At 44.8% G+C, this 23,159-nt stretch carries 16 protein-coding genes; 7 read left to right on the top strand and 9 right to left on the bottom strand.

The features are described from left to right. A complete protein-coding gene (locus B143_RS0101205; protein WP_018121852.1) occupies positions 1-2,313 on the top strand; it encodes a DUF5682 family protein in 2,313 nt (770 codons plus the stop codon). An 8-nt stretch (positions 2,314-2,321) separates the two neighbouring features. Then, complete coding sequence (locus B143_RS0101200) at positions 2,322-3,476, top strand: VWA domain-containing protein (RefSeq protein WP_018121851.1); 1,155 nt, start codon at positions 2,322-2,324, stop codon at positions 3,474-3,476. On the opposite strand, the gene B143_RS0101195 is transcribed toward B143_RS0101200, so the two are convergent. Then, the gene (locus B143_RS0101195) at positions 3,477-3,788 is read right to left on the bottom strand and encodes a single-stranded DNA-binding protein (protein WP_018121850.1); all 312 of its coding nucleotides are present in this window, start codon (positions 3,786-3,788) and stop codon (positions 3,477-3,479) included. A gap of 3 nt (positions 3,789-3,791) precedes the next feature. Next, positions 3,792-4,253, bottom strand: coding sequence for a hypothetical protein (locus B143_RS0101190; RefSeq protein WP_018121849.1), 462 nt, complete (start codon positions 4,251-4,253; stop codon positions 3,792-3,794). Positions 4,254-4,515: 262 nt separating this feature from the next. Here B143_RS0101190 and B143_RS0101185 point away from each other — a divergent pair, with 262 nt between their 5' ends. Continuing rightward, the gene (locus B143_RS0101185) at positions 4,516-5,568 is read left to right on the top strand and encodes an AEC family transporter (RefSeq protein WP_018121848.1); all 1,053 of its coding nucleotides are present in this window, start codon (positions 4,516-4,518) and stop codon (positions 5,566-5,568) included. Between the two features lie 23 nt (positions 5,569-5,591). Beyond that, positions 5,592-6,593: a 2-hydroxyacid dehydrogenase gene (locus B143_RS0101180; RefSeq protein ID WP_018121847.1), complete on the top strand. Its 1,002-nt coding sequence runs from the start codon at positions 5,592-5,594 to the stop codon at positions 6,591-6,593. Here B143_RS0101180 and B143_RS0101175 read toward each other — a convergent pair. Further along, entirely contained in the window at positions 6,590-6,874 is a 285-nt protein-coding gene (locus B143_RS0101175; RefSeq protein WP_018121846.1) for a hypothetical protein, read from the bottom strand. The two genes, B143_RS0101180 and B143_RS0101175, sit on opposite strands and share 4 nt — an antisense overlap. A 96-nt stretch (positions 6,875-6,970) precedes the next feature. Between B143_RS0101175 and B143_RS0101170 the strand changes: the two genes are divergently transcribed. After that, positions 6,971-7,945, top strand: a complete 975-nt coding sequence (locus B143_RS0101170) for a hypothetical protein (protein ID WP_018121845.1) — start codon at positions 6,971-6,973, stop codon at positions 7,943-7,945. A 55-nt stretch (positions 7,946-8,000) separates the two neighbouring features. Here the strand turns inward: B143_RS0101170 and B143_RS0101165 are convergent, their stop codons facing one another. Next, positions 8,001-13,523 carry an autotransporter outer membrane beta-barrel domain-containing protein gene (locus tag B143_RS0101165; RefSeq protein WP_018121844.1) on the bottom strand — a complete coding sequence of 1,841 codons (5,523 nt, stop codon included), beginning with the start codon at positions 13,521-13,523 and terminating at the stop codon, positions 8,001-8,003. A gap of 21 nt (positions 13,524-13,544) precedes the next feature. Then, positions 13,545-16,322, bottom strand: a complete 2,778-nt coding sequence (locus B143_RS0101160) for an ESPR domain-containing protein (protein ID WP_018121843.1) — start codon at positions 16,320-16,322, stop codon at positions 13,545-13,547. Positions 16,323-16,523: 201 nt separating this feature from the next. On the opposite strand from B143_RS0101160, the gene B143_RS0101155 reads away from it, so the two are divergent. After that, positions 16,524-17,807 carry an NAD(P)/FAD-dependent oxidoreductase gene (locus B143_RS0101155; protein ID WP_018121842.1) on the top strand — a complete coding sequence of 428 codons (1,284 nt, stop codon included), beginning with the start codon at positions 16,524-16,526 and terminating at the stop codon, positions 17,805-17,807. 57 nt (positions 17,808-17,864) lie between these two features. Here the strand turns inward: B143_RS0101155 and nhaA are convergent, their stop codons facing one another. The 3 genes from nhaA to B143_RS09645 all read right to left on the bottom strand — a co-directional run bounded on the left by nhaA (position 17,865) and on the right by B143_RS09645 (position 20,931). Further along, on the bottom strand, positions 17,865-19,016 hold the full coding sequence (gene nhaA / locus B143_RS0101150) for a Na+/H+ antiporter NhaA (protein WP_008315184.1): 1,152 nt from the start codon (positions 19,014-19,016) through the stop codon (positions 17,865-17,867). 145 nt (positions 19,017-19,161) lie between these two features. Continuing rightward, positions 19,162-20,016, bottom strand: a complete 855-nt coding sequence (gene ypfJ / locus B143_RS0101145) for a KPN_02809 family neutral zinc metallopeptidase (protein ID WP_018121841.1) — start codon at positions 20,014-20,016, stop codon at positions 19,162-19,164. Positions 20,017-20,100: 84 nt separating this feature from the next. After that, entirely contained in the window at positions 20,101-20,931 is an 831-nt protein-coding gene (locus B143_RS09645) for a sulfurtransferase (RefSeq protein WP_051063855.1), read from the bottom strand. Between the two features lie 73 nt (positions 20,932-21,004). Here B143_RS09645 and B143_RS0101135 point away from each other — a divergent pair, with 73 nt between their 5' ends. After that, positions 21,005-21,649: an epoxyqueuosine reductase QueH gene (locus B143_RS0101135; RefSeq protein ID WP_026165659.1), complete on the top strand. Its 645-nt coding sequence runs from the start codon at positions 21,005-21,007 to the stop codon at positions 21,647-21,649. Between the two features lie 48 nt (positions 21,650-21,697). Here B143_RS0101135 and pyk read toward each other — a convergent pair whose 3' ends face one another. After that, positions 21,698-23,128, bottom strand: a complete 1,431-nt coding sequence (pyk, locus tag B143_RS0101130; RefSeq protein WP_018121839.1) for a pyruvate kinase — start codon at positions 23,126-23,128, stop codon at positions 21,698-21,700. Between the last annotated feature and the right edge of the window lie 31 nt (positions 23,129-23,159).

The following is a 23,159-nucleotide window of genomic DNA, read 5'->3' as shown; positions in this document are numbered from 1 at the left end:
ATGACGCCACAAATCTTTGGTGTGCGTCATCTATCGCCCGCGGCGGCGCACCATTTACAGCGCTATCTATCAAAAAAGCAGCCTAAATGCATCTTGATTGAAGGGCCAAGCGATGCGACAGATCTGATTGATCACATCATTAAACCAGAGGTTCGCCTGCCAATTGCCATCATGGCCTATACGCAAGCGTTTCCGATGGAGAGCATTCTCTATCCGCTCGCAGATTATTCCCCTGAATATCAAGCGATGCGCTGGGGCAAAGCACATGATTGCGATGTGGCATTTTTTGATCTCCCATCTGAAAGCTCTCTAAAATTTAGGCAATTGATGCGGGAAGCACAATCCTTGAGTCATGATCAGTCTGATGATAATGATGCGATGGATTTTTATCAGCATCAAAAAATGCTCTATGACACGATTGCTCAGCTCAGTGATGAGCAGGATTATGACAGTTATTTTGAGCGAAACTTTGAGCAAACGGCCGATGATGATGCCTATCAAGCGGCAATGCTCTATCAATCCGAACAAATTCGCGCACTGACGGAAAAGCAAGAGCACCATGCAAAACCGCTTGATCATGCCTATAACCACATCCGCGAAGCGTATATGCATCAAACGGTGCTACGCATTCAAAAGGAGAAGGGTTATCGCCTTGATGACATTGTGATGCTAGTGGGCGCTTATCATGTTTCGGGATTACAGCGTTTATTTGCCGCGCCCAATGTAGAGGCAATGCCGCCGCTGCCAAAAGTTGCCATCAAACAAACATTGATGCCCTACTCTTACTTACGTTTAAGCAGCCGCACCGGTTATGGCGCAGGCAACCGTGCACCCTATTATTTTGGCATGCTCTGGCAGGCGCTGCAAAACGGTACACAAGCGGAATTGTCCGCCAGATATTTGACCCACATTGCGCACCATTTACGAGATGAGGGACACAATGCATCCTCTGCGAGCGTCATTGAAGCGGTGCGCCTTGCCAATGCATTGACGATGCTCAAAGGTGGACAATATCCCGTTTTAAGTGATTTACATGAAGCTGCCATGACGTGCTTAGGTGAAGGCGAGATTGCTAAAGTCGCCGTTGCGTTAAATCGTGTGGACATTGGCACAGATATGGGATTTTTACCAGAAGGCGTTGGGCAAACGCCAATTCAAGAGGACATGGCAGAGCAACTCAAACGCCTTAAACTCAAAGAGTATCAAAACACTGTACAAAAAACTTTGGCCTTAGATTTACGGGAGAACATCCGTGTTAAATCAGAGGCTGCGGCATTTTTAGACTTGCATCGCTCCACATTTTTGCACCGCTTACAAGTCCTCAACGTTCCATTTGCCACACAAATACGCTTAACGCAGGACAATGCTTCATGGTCAGAAAAATGGGTGCTGCAATGGTCAACAGAAGTGGAAATCACAATCATTGAGAGCAACCTCAAAGGTGAAACCATCGAAATCGCTGCCGCTTACGAGCTACAGCAACGCTTAGAAAACTGTGACAACATCAGTGCAGCTGCACACATCATTCGGGCGATTTGTGAATGTNATTTAACCCACATGTTTGACAGCGCCATTGCTGCCTTGCAAGCCTTATTGGTGGACAATGAAGATTTTGATGCCATCAGTGATGCCTGCTTTGCCCTCAGCCATCTGTATCAATTTGGATCATTGCGCCGCATTGACACAGCAACCCTCAAGCCCATCATCGAACAGCTCTTTTTACGCGCCTCTCTCTTATTGTCTGATGCGGCAATGTGTGATTATCTCGCCGCTAAAAAGGTGGCCAGCAGCATACAAATGCTTGAGCGCGTGGCACATGATCTCTATGAATGGCTCAATGTGCCATTGTGGCAAACTCAATTGCGTACATTGGCGATGGAAGATCATCACAATACCTATTTATCCGGCACAGCCTTTGCGTTATTGCTCGAACATCAATTGGTGAGTGAAGAAGCATGCAGCATCGAAGTGGCCAGGCGATTTTCTCCCGGTGTTCCTGCTGATTTAGCCGCCACATGGTTTGAAGGCTTAGCCGCTTGCAATCGCTATGCACTCTTGTCACGCATTGCCATTTGGCGCGAGCTTAATGATTACGTCACACAATTAGATGAAGAAGGTTTTCAACGGGCGGTTGTCTTTTTACGCCGCACTCTTGGGCAATTTGAACCGAGTCAAAAGGCGAGCATTGTGGATTTACTCAATGATTTTTGGGGCACAAACGCCGCCGCGACTGCCGAGTTTTTACAAACTGAGCTCAGCACAGAGGAGCATGACGCGCTCGATGCCCTCAATGATTTTGACTTTGATTTTTAAAGGACAATATGGACAATCAAAATACGCAGCTTCGCCGCTGGCGCTTGATCTTAGGCGACAATGCGAGCACGCTAGAAGCCGCGCCATTATCAGATTCTGAACAGATCATGGATCAAGCCTTAGGATTGATCTATGAAGGCAATGGGCAAGATGATTCAAGTGCCCGCAGCGCAGGTCGAGGCGCAAGCTCACCTAAATTGGCCAAATGGCTGGTGGATGTGCGTAACCATTTCCCGAAAGATGTGGTGAGCGTGATTCAAGCCGATGCCATCGAACGCAAAGGGCTCACGCAACTGTTGCTTGAGCCTGAATCTTTGCAAAATGTCACGCCAGACATCAATATGGTGAGCAATCTCTTAGCCCTCAAAGATGCCATTCCGGAAAAGTCCAAAGATTCTGCGCGCGCGCTCATTAAAGCTGTCGTTGATCAAATCATGAAAAAGATGGAAACGGATCTTCGTCGTGCTGTGACGGGCGTTGTGAATAAAAAAGCACACACGCCAATCGCCAATTTTTCCAGCACCGATTGGAAAAGAACCATTGAGCGCAATCTTAAAAATTATGATGTTGCCACAAAGCGCCTCATTCCAGAACGATTTTTCTTCTTTGAGCGCAGCCAAAAGCAGAAAAATTGGACGGTGATTCTCGACATCGACCAAAGTGGTTCGATGTATGAATCCATCATCTATTCATCCATCATGGGGGCGATTTTTGCAAGCATGCCCGTACTTGAAACGCATGTGGTGGCATTTGATACCAACATCATGGATTTAACAGAATTGTGCCGAAACGATCCGGTGGATGCGCTCTTTGGCTTTCAAATGGGCGGCGGAACCGACATCAATAAATCCGTCTCGTATTGCCAAACCTTGATCACAGAGCCCAAAAAAACCATTTTTATTTTGATCTCTGATCTGTATGAAGGTGGCGTTCGCCAAGGTTTATTGCGCCGTTTAGCCAGCATGAAAGACGATGGCGTTATTGTCATCACACTGCTTGCCCTGACGGACAGCGGCCGCCCCGATTATGATAAAGCACTCGGTAAAGAGATCAGCAACCTTGGCGTGCCTTGCTTTGCTTGTACGCCAGATCAATTGCCCGAGATGATTGGCGCTGCATTGAAAGGACACGATTTGAAGCACTTTGAAACCACGACGCTATAATCATTCATCTAGCACCTGCAACACACCTTTTTGACCCACAATGATCTCAATATGTTCATGCGTTTGTCCCGTTAAATCTTTCGATGTGTGGGTTTGCAGGTGCCCTTCTAGATAAATCAATGTGCCTTGTGTTAAGGCAGCCGCTTGCTCGACCAAATGCCCATAAATTTTCACCACATGTTTTTCTACGTGTTTTTCCATCTCAATGGCGAGCGTGAACGTCACCATTTCGCTGCCTGTGGTGAGCATTTTTATCTCTGGGGCATTCAACAACTGCCCCACTAAAATCACTTGATTGATGCCAAACGTCATACATTAATCTAAACAGCTGAATCGCGCTTGATACACCTCTTTTGCTTGAGGCGTGATGATGCTCAATTGCCCAAACAAAATGGAGCTTTCGCCGTAATCCACAACGCGTGTGGTGTCAAATACCATAAAGAGATTCGCTTTTTGATTGTGCCAAATATAAGGCGTGGCAATGCCAATATTTTCACTGCTCACTTTAACGGGCGTATTTTTGAGTTTAACCACCATTTCCTCTGCGCCATCGCCAATGCCGCGCGCTAATGTTAAATCAGGCGCATCTTCTTTTGCATAAGGTTCATCGAGCACGATGTAGCAATAACTGTCAGGATCCGCATCTTTGCCATAGCCAGCTGCTTGATTAAACTCCGCCTTTGTCATTGATGGCGTTTGCAATAAACGCCCCTCTTTAGCATGCGCGATGGTGAGGCTCATTGTCATCGCCGTCATTAAGACCCATAATTTTTTCATTCTCTCTCCTTTCAAGGATTGTTTTCTATTGTTGTGATCTCTGATCTTAATCTAACCCTTTGCGCAGTGGTGTCAATCCTTTGCCATAAAATATTTATCCCCCGCCATGCAAATTAAATAAATAAATCCATTCCCTCTAGTATTTTCTTTATTATTATATAAAATATGTGTCGTTATTAATATTATAGATAATCATTATTATTCGCATTATCTGTGTAGCGGCTGCACATAGATGACTTTGATCAACATGAGGGCACACTCGATGGAACTTTTAGCATTGCTGCATAAAACCCTAAGTAATACTGCCATGATTGGTGCGATTTTCTCCACCATTTCAATCATTGGGCTTGGCTACTATTTTAGAAAAACGGGCATCTTTAACAATCAAGTGGGTAAAATCCTCTCCTCTGTTGTCTTAACAGCAGCCCTGCCCGCTTTGGCGTTCACCTCCTTCATGCAGGACAATGATCCACAAAAAATGGCCGATGGTATGACACTTTTGGTGTTAGGCTTTGTCATCTATATTGCATTGATCATTGTCAGTAAATTCTTTTATTTTAAATACGTGGGCGATGAGCAAACGGCACTTCGTAACTTGAGCATCTTTGGCTCGACCACATTTTTCAGTACACCCATTATCAGCAGCCTTTTTGGTCCTGTGGGCGTGATGCTGAGCTCTATTTTCAACATCAGCTATCGCGTGTTCCTCTACTCATATGGCTACATTCAAATGAGTGGCTTGAAAATGAGCAGCAAAAACATCAAAGAGATGTTCTTAAACCCAATTGTGATCGCAACCTTCGCGGGCTTATTCATTTGGGCATTTCAAAACTCATTGCCACAAGTGGATGTGACCACAAGTGGCGGCGCTGTGAAGCAATATGCCTTCCTTCGCATCGATCAAACTGCGCCTTGGTTACAACAAGCCATGAAATATTTGGCAGGGCTCGCTTCCCCATTGGCATGGTTATCCATTGGTGCAACCCTTGGACAAATCAACTTAAAACAGGCTGCGGAAAACAAAACTACATGGTATTACAGCTTCATTAAAGTTGTCTTGATTCCTGCGCTCATTTTGGTGGTGTTATTGTTCCTCCATGGCACAGGCATTATGCCAATGAGCTATGATGTGATCGCTGTTGTGGTGCTCATGATGATGGCGCCTGCTGCAACTGTTGTGACCACTTATGCCATCAGCTTTGATCGCGAAGCACTCCTTGCCTCAAACAGCTCATTGATCTCCACCATTTTAGCGGTGATCTTCATCCCGATCTGGATCGTGGTGCTTGAGCTCATTCAACACTATTTCTTTTAACTCACGAATCATAGGTGACTGATATGTTTAAAATTGCATGCTATGGCGTTAGACACAATGAAATTGAGTACTTTAACAAACTCAATAAATATAATTATGACTTAACGCTCATTCCCGACTTATTGCGCCATGATAACGTGAGCACCGCAGAACATCACGATGCGGTTCTATTGCGCGGCAACTCTGTGGCTGATAAACAAAACCTTGATGCGCTGCACAGTTATGGCATCAAATATGTCTTTACGCGCACTGTGGGTTTTAACCACATTGATGTGGAATATGCCCGCTCCCTTGGCATTCGCATGGCACGCGTGCCTTCCTATTCACCGACGGCAATTGCAGAGCTTTCCGTCACACTTGCGATGATGCTCCTTCGTAAAACAGCTTACATGACGGTGAAATCTGCCTATCGTGACTTCATCATTGATGATGAAATGTTCACGCGTGAAATCCATAACTGTACTGTGGGCATCATCGGACTTGGGAAAATTGGGCTCGCTGAAGCTAAACTCTTTCACGGTTTAGGTGCGCGCGTGATTGGCTATGACATTTTTGAGTCCGAAAAAGCCAAAGAGTTTGTGGAATTTATGACGCTCGATGAATTATTGCCCCAAAGCGACATCATCAGCCTGCATGTGCCGTATGTACCGGGACAAAATGAAAAATTCGTCAATGCAGAATTCATCGGCAAAATGAAGCAAGATGCCATTTTAGTCAATACCGCCCGCGGCGAGATTCAAGACAATGAAGCCGTGCTTGCTGCCCTTGAGAGCAAAAAACTCAGCGGCTTTGCCACGGATGTCTTCTCAAATGAAGCAGAATTTTTCCAACGCAAATTCATGCCTTGGCAAACTGTTCCTGATGGCACGGTACAAAAACTCATTGAACTTTTCCCGCGCGTTCTTGTGACCCCACATGTGGGCTCAAATACAGAAGAAGCGCTGTCAAACATGGTGGAAACCAGTTATGAAAACTTCCATGAAATGCTCACGCGCGGTGCTTGCATCAATGAGATTTGCCCTTAATTAACAATCCTCTGTTCTACTCGTTCCTTACCCCTCTTTGCACCATTTTGTGATGGTGCTTTTTTTTGCCATTTTTCAAGATACGTTAAAATGCGCGCCGTATAACGCACGGGAAACACCATTTTTGTATACTCTAAATGAAAACGCCCATGATAACGGCGGCGCATGTCCATCAACAATTCGACCGTATCATCATTCATCATTGCCTCAATGCAAAGGCTGCCTTCTGCTAAAGTGTGTACCGTTAAACGTGTATTGTGAATGTCATAGTGCTGTTGCATAAAATACCTCCATTGATTGAATGGATCGATTGTGACAAGTATCATGAGGCGAAAACAGACCATAACCCAGTATGTAACCGGGTAAGGAGAGTGTAAATGACTGAATCTATTGAAACCATTGAGGCACTTTATGCCATCTTACAGACCCATAAATCCCTAAAAAAGACGGATCATTGCCTGCGTTATTTGTGTGAATGCACCCTCAATGCCCATCAAAAAGGGGAAGAATTTCATGGATTATCACGCCATACGATGAAGGCGGACTATGATGATTCAAAGGGAATTGCGGACTATGTGCCCCCTGCTAATCTCAATAAATGGATCAATCAAAGCATGCTCAATCAGCAATGCGAACGCATTGTTTTACAAAATCGTGCAGTGTTTGAAAACATTGGGTATGTGCCATCCATTGCCGGCACCAACCCACAAGGCGGCAAAGGCAATGAAAATTTGATGTATATTGACATCCAACCGATTGCCAAAGAAATCCCGCCTGAAGAGATGGACCCCACATCGATCCGCTACCACAGAACACCTCCTGCCAATATTAAAATTGCATGGTACATGCGCCCTTTCATGCATCAAGGCACCTTTAGAAATCGTAGCCTTCGCGGCATGAGTTTTTATCTCATGTGGTTTTTATTGACATTGATGGCTCTAGCAGGACTCCTCATCATCATTGTTGGCGTTGCCCTTAAAACGGATCATCTCACCCTGTGGCAGCTGCTCTATCTCTCAATACCAATGGGCTATTTTTATTTGGTGATGCGTTATGTGACACTGCCCCTATTTCGATTGCCAGAATATCGCATTTTAAAGGCGCCGCCGTGGATGATCGCCATGAATCAATCTTCTGCTGAAATCGAAATGCACCGCGATGAACATTCACAAATCACAAGTTTGACACAATTCATTGGTGAATGCCCCATTTGCAGTGCTCAAGTGACATTGCGTGAAGGTTGGAAAGATCAGCGTTTACCATTGGTGGGCCGCTGTGGTGAAAGTCCGTTTGATCATGTGTATAGTTTTGATCGCGTTGAGATGACCGGTCGTTTATTAACGCGCCGTTGATCGAATATCCCGCCCATAAAAAAAGCGCCCGAAGGCGCTTTTTAATGCTGTTCACTTAGAAGTTATAACGCACCCCTAAAGTGACTTTGGTATCGTGATAGCTGTTTGAACCTGCGCGGTAACCCACATCACCCCAAACACTTAAGTTCTTCTGCACTTGGCCTTCAATACCGAGCTTCATTTCACCTAAGTTGCGTGAGCCATGTTGATCCACACGAACGCCATCAAAGCTGGCATAAAACGGTTTTGAATTGTGATAGTAATTCAATTCCATATAAGGCGTCACAACATTGCCATTGTCCAAGGTTTTCTCCATGAATAAGCGAGCCCCTAAACGCGTTTCAATGTTGTTTTTACTGCCTGTGATGCGCGTGCCTGTGGAATCTGTGATGCCGTTCATCTTCGCCCCCATCCACGTCACTTGCGCTTGTGGTTGTAGGTAAAGATCATCCGTCAATCCGAAGGTGTAACCGCCTTCTAATGAGGCAATGAAACCTTTGGTTTTCATCTTCTCGCTACTGATTTGATCACCGGTCACATTGTTGTCAAAGTAAACATATTGCAACGAGCCATCAAGGTAGAAGCCTTGCGTCAATTGATCGCCGAATGTCGCATAAAGCCCCAAGCCATAACCATCGCTGCTGCCTTTAGAGTTTAAGCCATTGTGTTGCTGTTGACTCTTGATTTTGCTGTGACCATATGCCCCAAAGACACCCACTTTAATTGGCTGATCATCCATCGTTGCGCGAAGGATATCACCACCGATCATCATACGATAACTGTCAATCGTGGTGCGGTTGTGTTTGCCATTGTCATAGAATTGACTGAACTGGCCACCCACCAATGTCCAAATGCGGCTATCTTCTGACAAATAGTTACGCTCAGATAATTTGTGGTTGAACAACGTATTCGCCACATTTAAGCCACCAACATACACACCTGTTTCAGGACGGCGACTTTCATCATCCGCAGCCGTCACTAACCACCAGTTGCCATCGCTGCCTTTTTCTAAGTGATAGTCAAAGGCACCGCGCACCGCACGGCCTTCTTGTGTGAGTACCATGGTATTGGTTTTGCCGCCAATGCTCACCACTTCAACTTTCTGCGTACCATCGGCTAATTGCGTCAATGGCGCACCGTGCATGTCATCCACTTTAAGGCCACTTTCACCTTCCGCATTACCGGTGATGATTAAGCGACCGGCCAATTCACCGTCACTGGCGATGTGAATGAGGCTGCCTTTTTCAGCTTTAAAGTTGCCTTGCACTGTAAAGTTGCCCATCGGTTGATCCGCTTGATGATTCACTGTGCTGCCCACATCTAAATGGCCTTTTAAGAACACATCACCATTAACTGTACCATAACCGCCCATGCCAGCATTTTGATCCACGGTAACCAATGCCGTGCCATTACCATAGACTGCATCTTTCTCAATGTTGAGATAACCATTTTTCACCCATGTATGGCTGCCAAACTGATCATGATTACCTTGTACGCGGATTTGCATATCTTGAGCACCATCGATCACCAATGTACCGCCATTGCCTTTCATGGTATCACCAAGTAACGTGCTCGATTTACGTACTGTCAATTCACCACCATTGATGCTGAGTGCTGAACCTGACGCCACATTCAATTGATCCACCGTTTGCTTCATGCCATTGAGATCAAACTGACCTTTGTTGTCAATGGTGAGATTGCCTTGCGTACCAAACACTTGATTCATGCCCGCAGTGATGCTTGTGCCATCAATCACAGTATCGCCCGCATAGGTGTTCAAATTGCCAGAGAGCGTGATGCCTTCGCTGCCTTTAAAGATGAAGCCACCTTCACCTTTAAGCTCCGCACGTAGATCACGGCTATCTGTGGTTGTATTGCTTGCATCCGATAAAACCACCACATTTTTGTCTTTAAAGGCTTCAATTTCATCTAAACCATAATTTAAATGAATGCCTTTGTCATCCGTACGCAAACCATTAAAGCCATAGAATGCTTCACCGGCACCATTTTGAATCACAGCAGAACTCTGTTTAACATCTTTAGACTCAATGAGTTGGCCATTCATATCCGCTAAGAAAATGCCCTCATAATCCGTCACTTGATCACCCTTCGCATCTTTAGTGACCACTTTGCCTGAAATCAAGGTTTCACCAGTCACGCCAAACTGTTGATCTAAGAATGATGTCTTTTGATCCACCTGATCAGCATCAATGCCATGTTTTTCCACCGTGGTTCGATCCACTTTCAATAAGTTCTGATCCCCCACCAATGTGATGGTGTCAGATACAGTTAAATGGTTAGAACGGTTGCCACCACTCTCTTTTTGTAGTGTCATCGCCCCCTGATTAAAGGTGAGGTTTTTCAAGGTTTGACCATCAAGCGTTAAGTTCGCTTCACCACCCGCTAAATTCACATGGGCTTGATCAAGCACGGTAAAGCCCGTTTGATCAAGGGCAAGTTCACCACCTTTGACAGCAAATTCACCGGTAAAGTCGTTTGCACCCACATTTTTAAGGGTAATGGCGCCGTTAGCATCGACAGACACGGTACCTGCACCAGACAATGCATAATTGACATCATACGGTGCATCGGTTTGAATGTTCCACGAGCCTTGATCTGCCACACTCACTGTGCCATTAAAGGCATCATGCTGACCTTTCACCGCCACTTGACCGGTGGGCGTCACATTGATATTCCCGCTGCCAGCGATTGTGTTCAACAAATCACCTTGACCGGCAATGTTCACCACAGCTTTATCCGTCAAATTCAATTGACCATGACCTAAACCTTGTGTCTGATTTAAATTCACCGAGGCATCATCTACATTGACCGTTGCCGCAAACTCTTTGTTGATGCTCTCAACATTCACCGTGCCTTTAGCAATGTTCAATGTTGCTGTTTGATCCCCGAGCAATGCACCTTTAATGTCAGAGGTTTGTTGATCATTTAACGTGAGTGTGCCGGCATTTAGTTCAAGACGCGCACCTTCATCAATCACCAACTGATCCACTGTTTGCGCGTGACCATTGAGATAAAATTGTCCTTGATTCACCAAATTCAAGGCACCTTTTTCCCCAAAGACATTGTCTGCGCCTGCAGTGACAGTGGCACCATCAATCACCGTGTTACCTGTGTAGCTGTTTTTGCCATTAGAGACCTCAATGCCAAGATTGCCTTTGAAGGTAAAATCACCCTGACCGATTAATTCAGCCGATAAATTGCGTGACTCAGTGGTGACATTCGTTGTGCTCGACAACACCGCCACATTTTGACCTTGATAGGCTTCAATCGCAGATAAGCCATAATTCAAATGAATGCCTTGATCATCTGTGCGTAAGCCATTGAAACCATAAAATGCTTGACCGGCACCTTCTTGAATTGTCACCGCGCTTTTTGCCACTGCATCATTATCAACGCGTTGGCCTTGCAAATCTGCTAAATGGATCTGTGCATCACCTTGTTTCACCACTTGACCTTTGATCAACGTTTCACCGATGAAACCCTCTTGCTGATCTAAAAATGAGAGCGATGTGTCCACTTTGTGATCAAACTCTGTTTTTTCCAATTTCGTGGGATCAACACGCAAACTGTTATCCTGACCTTCAAGTGTCACTAAACCTGTGACATTCAAATGGTTCACACGATCATTCGTGTCTTTAGTTCGCAACGTCATCGAGCCTTGATTAAAGGTTAAGTTTTTCAATGATTGATCATCTAATTGAAGCGATGCATCACCACCAACTAAACTCACACTTGCATTTGTTAAGACATCAAAACCTGTTTGATCAAGAGCAAGTTCACCGCCTTTCACAGCAAATTCACCCGTAAAGTCTTTTGCACCGGCATTTTTAAGGGTAATGGCGCCACTAGCATCCACAGATACGGTGCCCACACCTGACAATGCATAATTGAGATCATACGGTGCATCGGTTGTGATGTTCCAAGCCGATTGATCGGCTAATGTCACCGTGCCCGTTAAAGCGCCATGTTCGCCTTTGACATTTAAATCACTGCCTTTGCCAAGTGCAACGGTCCCTGCACCACTGATGACATTATTTAAATCGCCTTTGACGCCATCATTGATGTTCAATGTACCGGCCACATCCACAGTTGCAGTGCCAAGGCTATTGAGGGCTAACACATTTGCGGCGCCTTGATCCATGACCTTTAAAGTGCCTGTGAAGTCACTGTTGTCTTTATGCAGCGTGACACCATCGGCTGCAATGTTTAAGGTGCCTTTGCCGGCAATCGTATTGTTTAAATCACCTGCCCCCTTAAGGGTCAATGTACTCTCATCATTGAGGGTCACATTGCCTTGCCCTAAACCATCGACTTTCGCTAAGGTCACTGCGGATTGATTGTTTAAAGTCACCGCAGCATCTAAACTGCCATTACTAGCGTTAATGGCCACTTTACCGTGATCGATCGTCAATTGAGAATCTTTACGACCAAGCAATTCACCTTCAATCGTGGAATTTTCATCTTTCGTTAACGTTAAATGACCACCATTAAGATTCACTACACTCAGTTGATCCACATTCAATGCATCCACCGATTGCTTCATGCCCGCTAAATCAAAAGTGGATTGACCTTTTAAGGTTAAATCACCTTGTTGGCCAAACACATTGTCCATGCCCGCGGTGATCACCGTGCCATCAATAATCGTATTGCCTGTGTAGGTATTTGGGTTACCTGATAAGGTAATGCCTTGATCGCCCGTAAAAGTAAAGCCACCTTTACCCACCAATTCCACGCGTAAATCACGGCTGTTTGTGGTCACGTTGCTTTGGTCAGATTTGACCGTCACCACTTTGCCATCATAGGCCTGAATTTCATCTAAACCATAGTTTAAATGAATGCCTTTATCATCGGTGCGCAATCCATTGAAGCCATAATATGCTTCACCAGCGCCATTTTGGATCTCAACGGTACTTTGTCCCACATCTTTTGCTTCAATGAGTTGACCATTGCGATCCCGTAAGAAAATGGCTTCAAAGTCATCAATCGGGTTGCCGGCATTGTCTTTGGTCACCACCTTACCGGACACCAATGTTTCACCCACAAACCCTTCTTGCTGATCTAAGAACGAGGTGGTTTGATCCACTTGCCCTGCGCTCGCATCGGTCACATGTTTATCCACCGTATCTTTATCCACCACGATGGCATTTTTATCGCCAATCAAAGTGATGGTATCGGTCACTTTAAGGTGATTGGATGCATTCGGGTCTTTTGGATCTAACGACAATGTTCCATTGTGAATCACCAAATTGTCCACATGCTGGCCATCGACGGTCACCGTCGCCGCCCCGCCCGTTAGATTTAAACTCGCATTATTTAAAACATCAAAGGCGGTTTGATCGAGCTGTGCATTGCCGCCCTTCACAGTAAAGTTACCCGTAAAGTCTTTTGCACCCACATTTTTAAGGGCAATGTCACCGTTAGCATCCACAGAAACAGTACCTGTACCAGACAATGCATAATTGACATCATACGGTGCATCACTGCTCACATTCCATGTGGCTTCATCACCGGTGGTGAGTGTGCCTGTAAAGCCATCATGTTCGCCTTTAACATTCAATTGATTGTCCGTTAAAGTGATTTAACCGTCACCACTGAAGCCATTATTGAGATCACCATTGATGCCATCGGCAAAGTTTAACTTGCCTTCAATCTCTAAAGCACCTGTGCCTAGATTATTCATGGCGGTCACATTCGCTGCTGCAGGTTTTTCAATGCTGATTTTCCCCGCAAACTGGCTGTTGTCACCTTTTAAGGTCACATCACCTGTATTGAGCGCTAAAGTATTGGTATTGTCACCGACAAATGCATTGGCCAATGTGCCGCCGCCATTGATATTAACAGCGTTTGCGCCTTGAAGCGTCACCTTGCCTTTGCCTAAGCCATCGGCTTTGGCAAGATCCGCCGTGACTTTGTTGCCTAACGTTACGTTAGCGACCAATTCACCATTGCTTGCGCCCACTTTGAGCGCGCCTTGCTGTACATTCAATGCTGATTGATTCGTGCCATTCAATTGTCCATTAATCTCATGGATTTGATTTCCGGTTAAATTTAATGTCCCTGCGTCAAGGTTCAATTGTGTCTTATTGCTTGCTGTTACTCCCGCCACATTTTTTGTGTGTGTGCCTAAATCTAATTGAGCTTGATCAGATAGCGTCAATGCCCCTTTTTGACCAAGGGCTTGATCCACGCCCAGCGCCACTTTTGCATCATTTGTTAATGCCGTCGCGCCTTCATAATCATTCGTTTGCCCGGTCACTGTCACCAAGGGTGCACCAGTAAAGGTAAAACCACCTTTGCCCGTCAATTGTACAAAGAGTTTTTGCTCGCTTGCCCCTGTACTATCAATGGTCACAGATTGGTTTTCATTGGCAGACAGTGCTTTTAAACCATAACCCGCATGTAAACCGGTATCATCTGCCACCACTTTTTGATAACCGTAAACACCTTGCCCCTTCGCTTCTTGACCCACGATGTCTTTTTTAATATTCATGGCATTAATATCGCCACTGTTGGCCACTAATGTCACATCATCACGATCTCCTGAAGTTTTACCTGCGGCAAAGGTTTCCCCTAAAGTCACTTGATTTTGTTGATCTAATAAAGTGCCTGTGGGCTTCATTTGATCAATGGCAGATTTTTGACCCAATAAATTGGCATCATCAATCATAATGGTATTTTTACCCGTCAAAGTGATGCCATTTTTCGCCGTCAATAAATTAAATGCCGTGCCATTATTTAACACATGCAATTTAGCATTTTGTAATCCTAAGCTGCCCACAGAAACATTGTCATGCACCTGTCCTGTACCATTTGGCAAAATGCCAAGATACGCATTGCCTAATGCATTTTCACTCAATGAATCTACTTTTAAAATGCCGCGCTCTACTGTAAATTTACCCGTAAAATCTTGATTTTTCGTTTCATTTTTAAAAGTAATCATTTGATTTTGATTACCGGCACTGATGTTAACACTCCCAGCGCCTTTGAGCTGATAGTAGAAATCATAGTTATACAGTTTTTGTAGATTCCATGTTGAATCTGCCGTTGCCACATTCAGCACGCCTTTGAAACTACCATGACCACCGGTGACTTTAATGGTATTTTTACCCACATTGATGGTACCAGCATCATAAAGATCACTGTTAAAATCTGTCACTTTACCATCTGCAAATGTTAATGGACCTTTAACCCAAACCTTATTATTTGTGCCAATCCCATTATTCACACTGACAATTGCTGACCCTGATGTATTGATCGATGTATTACCCGTGAATTGATTTTGCGCATGATCAAAACTATTTTGTGCATAAATATCTAAGCGCCCATCGCCAATGATGGTATTTAGAAACTGACCATTTGCCCTTGTTTCAACAATCCCTAAATTCGTTAAATTAATATCTACAGAGCCAAACGCATCTAATTTATACAGTTTCAATACGGCTGCTTTGACCTGACCATCTTCAATGCCCACATTCAATTTTGCATTAAAATCAGGGTTAGAGGTACGGGCATTCATTGTGCCACTTAAATTATAGGTGCTTGTGTCATCTGTAATGAGGCGTAAGTTATCGTTAGAAGTTAAAGTACCACCATAACCATTATTGATGACACTACCATTGGTGAATTTAATGTATGGTTTAAGCTCACGTGGAGAATCAAAACCAACCAAAGAGTTGTACAGTAAAGCTGTACTCCAAACATTGAGCACACTGCCATTGTCCACCTCTACGCCACCACGATAGCCGAGTGAGAGTACACGTCCACCTAACTGGCTATTATTATCAACTTGCACAATAAATTTAGTGGTATCTGAGAGTGGCACATATCCCCCACCTATATACATCCAGTTATCAAATATTACCTGACTGTTATTGATGATCTTTGTATAATACGTATTTTGATCAGTGGAGGTCACGCCAGAAAGATCATAGCCTGTATAATAACGTCCGTTAATGGTCAAATGACTGTTGTCCACTGTCCAACTGGTATCCCCTGCTTGACCGCCATTATTGACCCAAAAAATCTCTCTTTCATCGGTAATATTAGAAGCAAAATTAAGCGTATAAGTCTTATCTTTCGTCAAAATTGACTCTGTGGTGTAATAAAAGGCACGTTTCTCAGATAGACCGCTGTCCTGTCCATTATTTAATAAATCCTTTAAGCTGTCGGCCTGCGCACCACCTAGGGCTGCCGAAAGCAACAATAAAATGCTCGCTGCGATCTTAGTGCGTTTAAATGTGCGTGCCCCCTCTGTCACGACACTGCCGCCCATACCACTTGAATGCTTGGCATATTCTGATGCCACCACCAACATGTTTAAAGACTGATTCCAAACAACTTTAAAAATATTATTCATAATGCATGACCCTTTTCATTAAGTGGTACTATTTTTTTGATGTATTCGAAAGCATATTAAAATATCAAATACAGTTTCTTAAAACTCATATAATTTTTAAATTCCCATGGTACTTATACCATGTTATTATTAAAATAATTAAACTAATATTATAATTATATTATTTAATTTACTCATCACTGATCACACAAGGAGTCTTTTATGCAAAAGAAAGTTGTTGTTTTAGGTGGTAATTTTGCGGGCCTTGGCGCGGCACAAAAAATCAAAGAATACTCAAAAGATGATGTGGCCATTACCGTCATTGATCGAAAATCTTATCTATTGTATGTGCCAAATATCCCTGCTGAAGTCTTAGAAAATCGCAATCCTGAGCTTTCCCTTACGATGGACATTCGTAAAGTGCTCCACAAAGAACACATGGATTTCATTCAAGCGGAGATCACTCAAGTTGATCCCATCAAACAAACCGTCACAATCACGCCGAATGAACGCCCCGGTGCTGAGCCACAGATCATTGATTACGATTATTTAGTCATTGCCGTAGGCGCAAAGCTTGCCTACGATCACATCGAAGGTTTTGCAGAATATGGCGATACGGTGTCTGACTTTTACCATGGCAATAAATTGCGTAAAAAGCTCCATGATGGCACCTACAAAGGTGGCCCGATTGTCGTCACCTCTGCCCACTTCCATCAAGGTGATGGCGCAGATGGTTTAGCACCTTATCCTGGCGGCTCAATCCCACAAGCGATGGCAGCCTGTGAAGGGCCACCGGTTGAAATCAGCTTAGGGCTTGCCGATTGGCTGGTGCGCCATAAAATGGGCGATGCCAGTAAGATTTCCCTTGTCACACCCGGTAAAATGATCGCAGAAGATGCCGGTGAAAAAGTCGTCACCGAATTGCTCAATACCGCTGCAAAAATGGGCTTTAAATACCATAACAATGTGGAAGATGTGGTCAAACTGACGAAAGATTCTATCATTTTTGCCAATGGTTTAGAGCTGCCGGCGGAGCTTAAAATCGTCTTCCCTGATTGGGTGGCGCATGATTTTGTCAAAAACATCGAGCATGTGGCCGACAGCAAAGGCTTTGTGATCACAGATCTCCTGATGCGTAACCCGACTTACAAAAACATCTTTGCAGCGGGCGATTGCGCGGCAGTTACCATGCCAAAATTGGGCGCAATTGGCCATCAGGAAGGTGAAATCATCGGGCGACAAATTGCCTTAGATTTAGGGCACATGAGCGCTGATAAAGCAAACGAGCCCTTAAAACCTGTTGTGTTCTGCATTGGGGACATCGGCAGCGGCAAAGGCTTTTACATTCGTTCCGACTCATGGTTTGGCGGCGATACACAAATGCTGAAAATGGGTCGCATTCCTTATATGCTCAAAATGCAGTATAAAGACATTTTCTTTAACACCGATGGCAAAGTGCCCGTTTGGGGTGAAGAGGTGGCGCGGATTTTGGCAGAGGACTTCTAATCATCACAATCAAAAAGGCAGCCTAAGCTGCCTTTTTTATATTATGCACGACTTAACTTATGCCGCTTTTACCACAGGATGGAAACGCAAAATCAAGTAGCCTAAAATGCCCGACAAGAATGAGCCGATAAAGACGCCAATCTTACTTAAATCTTGTAATTCAGGGGCAGCAAATGCCAACATGCTGATGAACAAGCTCATGGTAAAGCCGATACCGCACAACAATGCCACGCCATACACTTGTAACCATGTGGCACCCGTTGGGCGATTGAATAGACCCAATTTTTCACCGATGAATACAATGCCAAAAATACCGATCTGTTTACCTAAGAATAAGCCCACAGCCACGCCTAACACAACAGGATGTGCCAACATCGATAACTCTAAGCCCGCAAAGGAAACGCCCGCATTTGCTAAACCAAACACCGGAATGATGAGAAAGCTCACCCAATTGGCCAAACCATGCTCCCAAGCCAATAATGGTGTTTCACCTTTTGCATTCTCTTTTACGCCATTTAATGGAATGGTTAAAGCCAACGTCACGCCCGCTAATGTGGCATGAATGCCGGATTTTAACACCATGAACCATAAAATCACGCCAAACAAGAGATACAAATAAGGTTGCACCACTTTTGTCTTATTGAGGACCACAAGCGCAATGATGCTCGCTAACGCGCCTAACAAGTAAATCAAGTTCAATTCACTGGTGTAGAACACTGCAATGATGATGATCGCCGCTAAGTCATCAATGATGGCCAATGCCGTTAAAAACACCTTCAATGACAATGGCACGCGGCTGCCTAACAATGCTACGATCCCAAGGGCAAAGGCAATGTCTGTGGCTGTCGGAATCGCCCAACCATTGAGGGCTGCGCCATCATTTCGGTTAAAGAGATAATAGATCACAGCTGGCATTGCAAGCCCTGCTAACGCGGCTAACCCTGGAAGAATACGCTGAGAATTCGTTGCCAGCTCACCCACCAAAAATTCACGTTTTAATTCAAGGCCCACATACAAAAAGAAGATTGCCATAAAGGCATCATTGATCCAATGTAAAACGGATAAACCTGCCACATAACTTTCTAAGATGGCAAAGTACTGGCCAGACAATGGACTGTTGGCAATCACAAGGCCAAGCAGTGCCGAAATCATCAAGACAATGCCGCCTGCCGTGGGTAAAGAAAAAAAGTATTGAATTTTTTTGTACATCTAATCTCCTAAATCGCATTTTAATCAAGCTGCTAATTTACTAGAAAAGTGGTTTAAAAAACAATATTTCCGAAAAAAATATCATAAATGATTTAAACAAACGCAATCAAGCACACCGAAAAATCACGCAATGACTGCATTTTCCTCATTGAAAGGTATTGCACGCGTTGAGGTCGCCGGTTTTAAATCCACGCTCAAACCATGCTTGACGCTGTGCAGATGTGCCATGCGTAAAGCTATCCGGCACCACAGCGCCACCGCTTTGTTTTTGTAAACGGTCATCCCCAATGGCTTCCGCTGTTTTCATGGCTTTGTCTAAATCGCCCATTTCAAGCAAACCACGTTCTTGCACATATTTGCCCCAAATGCCCGCAAAACAATCTGCTTGCAACTCCATTTTGACGGACAATTGATTGGCCTCTTTTTTACTCGCGCGTTGCTGCAATTGACGCACTTGTTGATTGATGCCCAATAAATTCTGCACATGATGGCCAACCTCATGCGCCACCACATAACCTTGAGCAAAATCGCCGCCACCGCCTAAGCTTTTACGCATGTCATCATAAAAGGAGAGATCAATGTACACTTTATAATCAGCCGGACAATAAAATGGCCCCATCGCCGCTTGGCCATAACCACACGCTGTTGAGGTTTGCCCTGAATAGATCACAAGTGTGGGTTCTTGATACGTTTTGCCAAGCTTTTTAAATTCGCGCTGCCAGAGATCTTCCGTCATGCCCAATGATGTTGATGTGAAATTCGCCATACGCTCTTCTTCGGGTGAAATATTCGCCGATTGCGCATTTGTTTGTGTAGGCATTTGCCCTTCTAATAACGGCGATAAATCCACGCCATAGTAGCCGGCAATCATCACCACAATAAAGAGTACGACGCCTGCTTTACCATTCATCGGAATCGGCAAGCCCCCTAAACTGTTTTGACCACCTGAGCGGCGACGATCTTCGACATTTTCACTGCGTCTTTCATTTTCCCAGCGCATGTTTACTCCATCTATTCATTTGATTGAAAGTGTGTATTGTAGATCATTACGGGCAAATGTGAGGATTTCTAATCATCGCCAAGCTTAATTGGGTGCAGAGGATTTTTGCACCATTCGCTCCATGAACCGGCATACAGCGCCGTTGCCCCAAAGCCTGCATAGGCCATCGCCAATAGATTGTGGCACGCGGATACCTGAGCCACATTGATGCACAATGGTTTGATCCTGATGATGCTTGAGCAAATGATTGAATGCTTCTGCCAAGATGGCTTTTGGTTTAAATGTGCCATCACTCTGCAAGTTGAGTTCAAAAGGTCGATTGATGGCAGTCGGAATGTGCCCTGCCACAGGATCAAGTGGCTCAACTTCTCCTTTAAAGCGTGCATGGCCACGCGCATCAATGATGCAAAGGGGTGGCTGAGGCTGAGAAATCGATGCCATAATATCATCCGCCGTCACCGTCTGAAAATTGGATGGCAATGGCATGATGTCCCCTTGTTGAGGCGCAGCATCAGGCACAGAGGACACATCGCCCTCGGCCGCTTGCCATGCGCGTAAACCGCCATTGAGAACAAAAGTTTGCCCATGACCTAAATGGTGCAAAATCCACCAAATGTATGCTGCCATCATGGTGTTGCCAGCATCGTACACAACCACTGTATCACCTTGATGAATGCCTAAGCGCTGCATCACATGGATCAATTCATCCGTACTTTTTAAGGGATGGCGCCCTGATAACGGCGTCACCGTTGTACACACATCCTTTTCTAAATCAATGCGCCGCGCGCCTTTGATGTAACAATGATCCGCTTGAATGGGCTGCATGCTCGATTCTGCCGCTAAAATCACGAGCGATGCCGATGGCATCTGCGCTTTTAACGACTCTACTGAAATGAGGGATGAAATGGCTGACACTTTGACCTCCTTAAGGGATTGATTTTATCGAAAAGTATTGTAATCTAACTCATTTTAACCATTGGAGCGCCTCTTGACTGAACTTGTCCGCGACACCTTAACCCTGCCAAACAATGGCCAAAAATTACTGCTCCACTCTTGCTGCGCTCCGTGCTCAGGTGAGGTGATGGAAGCAATGGTGGCTTCTGGCATAGACTTTACCATCTATTTTTATAACCCGAATATCCATCCATTGAAAGAGTATGAAATCCGCAAAGAGGAAAACATTCGCTTTGCTGAAAAATTCAACATCCCTTTCATTGATGCCGATTATGATAAAGACAATTGGTTTGAGCGCGCAAAAGGCATGGAAATGGAACCCGAACGCGGCATTCGTTGCACCATGTGTTTTGACATGCGCTTTGAACGTACAGCGCTCTATGCTCATGAACATGGCTTTGATGTGATGACAAGTTCCCTTGGCATTTCACGCTGGAAGAACATGGCACAAATCAATGATTGTGGTGAGCGCGCCGTTGCCCCTTATCCAAACCTCACTTATTGGGATTACAATTGGCGCAAAGGCGGTGGTTCTGCACGCATGATCGAGATCAGTAAGCGCGAACACTTTTATCAACAAGAGTATTGCGGCTGCGCCTATTCACTGCGTGACACCAATAAATTCCGTAAAAGCAAAGGGCGCGCACCGATTAAACTTGGCGTCATGTATTATCAATAAATCAAAATCCCGAGCATTGCTCGGGATCGTTTTATGGTTCATCGACTGTTATTCAACCACTGCAATGCGAAGGTTATTCGTTCCGCCTTGCACATAATTGAGGGAACCGCGCGTAATGATAATGCGATCGCCCTCTGTCACCGCTTGATTCTCTTTTAAGACCGCAATTACTTCATTGACCACATCTTCTTCATTCGCATGATGAATGTTAAATTCTAACGGTTCGACACCGCGATATAAGGTCATCCAACCCGCAGTTTTCGCATGACGTGTTAAAGCATAAATGGGAATGTCAGAATTGACGCGGCTCATGAGCATTGCTGTGGTGCCCGATTCCGTTAAACACACCAACGCTTGCACATCATAATGGTTGGCCAACACCATTGAGGACATCGCGATCGCCTCATCCGTTTGCGTGAACTGTTTATTTTTAATCATGGAGTTAGCGCTTAAATGATTCATCATCTCGCTCTCTGCCCCAATGCAGATTTCTGCCATCGCTTTGACCGTTTCCACAGGATATTTACCGGCGGCGCTTTCAGCAGAGAGCATCACAGCATCTGTGCCATCTAACACCGCATTAGAGACATCCATCACCTCTGCGCGCGTTGGGCATGAGTTCTCAATCATCGACTCCATCATTTGCGTCGCAGTAATGGTGGCACGATTCAACTCACGCGCCCTTAAAATGAAGCGCTTTTGCACGCCCATCAATTTTGCATCGCCAATTTCCACCGCCAAATCGCCGCGGGCAATCATGATGGCATCTGACGCTAAAATGATCTCATCGATGTTCGCCACCGCTTCAATGCGCTCGATTTTTGCCACCAAATGCGCCTGTGAACCTGCTTTTTTCAGCAATTCACGCGCTTCATCCATATCACTGCCATTTCTTGGGAAAGAGACTGCAATGTAATCGGTGTTAAAATTCGCCGCGCAAATGAGATCTTCGCGATCCTTATCCGTTAAAGCAGGCGCAGACAAACCGCCGCCCTGTAAATTGATGCCTTTACGGTTTGACAATGTGCCGCCAATCACAACTTTGGTATACACCTCTAAATCTTTCACTGCCGTCACTTCAAGAACGATTTTGCCATCATCGAGCAGCAAAATATCCTTAGGTTTCACATCATTGACTAATTCTTTATACGCAATGCCCACACGCGTTTCATCGCCGGCATCATCGGCATGTGCGCTGTCTAAAATAAAGGACGCGCCTTCTGTCAATTCAACCGAACCATTTTTAAATTTCTCAATGCGAATTTTAGGACCTTGTAAATCCGATAAAATCCCCACATTCACTTTTAAACGCGCAGCAATTTCACGCACGGCATTGACGCGTTTAATGTGATCCTCATGGGTGCCATGGGAGAAATTCAGACGCACCACATTCACCCCAGCTTTAATCATACCTTCTAACACACCCGGGCGATCACTCGCTGGCCCTAATGTTGCAACAATCTTTGTCCTTCTTTTCATCAATTGCTCCTTTTTTCATGCATTATGAATA

This window comes from Wohlfahrtiimonas chitiniclastica DSM 18708, assembly GCF_000375345.1.
In the GTDB taxonomy this organism is placed as follows: Bacteria; Pseudomonadota; Gammaproteobacteria; order Cardiobacteriales; family Wohlfahrtiimonadaceae; genus Wohlfahrtiimonas; species Wohlfahrtiimonas chitiniclastica.
The sequence above is the reverse complement of the archived record's forward strand: the minus strand, read 5'-3'. Positions and strand labels throughout refer to the sequence as shown.

Coding starts and splice junctions, on each gene's coding strand:
- B143_RS0101200 (WP_018121851.1), top strand. CDS start 2,322: ATGGACAATCAAAATACGCAGCTTCGCCGCTGGCGCTTGATCTTAGGC.
- B143_RS0101195 (WP_018121850.1), bottom strand. CDS start 3,788: ATGACGTTTGGCATCAATCAAGTGATTTTAGTGGGGCAGTTGTTGAAT.
- B143_RS0101190 (WP_018121849.1), bottom strand. CDS start 4,253: ATGAAAAAATTATGGGTCTTAATGACGGCGATGACAATGAGCCTCACC.
- B143_RS0101185 (WP_018121848.1), top strand. CDS start 4,516: ATGGAACTTTTAGCATTGCTGCATAAAACCCTAAGTAATACTGCCATG.
- B143_RS0101180 (WP_018121847.1), top strand. CDS start 5,592: ATGTTTAAAATTGCATGCTATGGCGTTAGACACAATGAAATTGAGTAC.
- B143_RS0101175 (WP_018121846.1), bottom strand. CDS start 6,874: ATGCAACAGCACTATGACATTCACAATACACGTTTAACGGTACACACT.
- B143_RS0101170 (WP_018121845.1), top strand. CDS start 6,971: ATGACTGAATCTATTGAAACCATTGAGGCACTTTATGCCATCTTACAG.
- B143_RS0101160 (WP_018121843.1), bottom strand. CDS start 16,322: ATGAATAATATTTTTAAAGTTGTTTGGAATCAGTCTTTAAACATGTTG.
- B143_RS0101155 (WP_018121842.1), top strand. CDS start 16,524: ATGCAAAAGAAAGTTGTTGTTTTAGGTGGTAATTTTGCGGGCCTTGGC.
- nhaA (WP_008315184.1), bottom strand. CDS start 19,016: ATGTACAAAAAAATTCAATACTTTTTTTCTTTACCCACGGCAGGCGGC.
- ypfJ (WP_018121841.1), bottom strand. CDS start 20,016: ATGCGCTGGGAAAATGAAAGACGCAGTGAAAATGTCGAAGATCGTCGC.
- pyk (WP_018121839.1), bottom strand. CDS start 23,128: ATGAAAAGAAGGACAAAGATTGTTGCAACATTAGGGCCAGCGAGTGAT.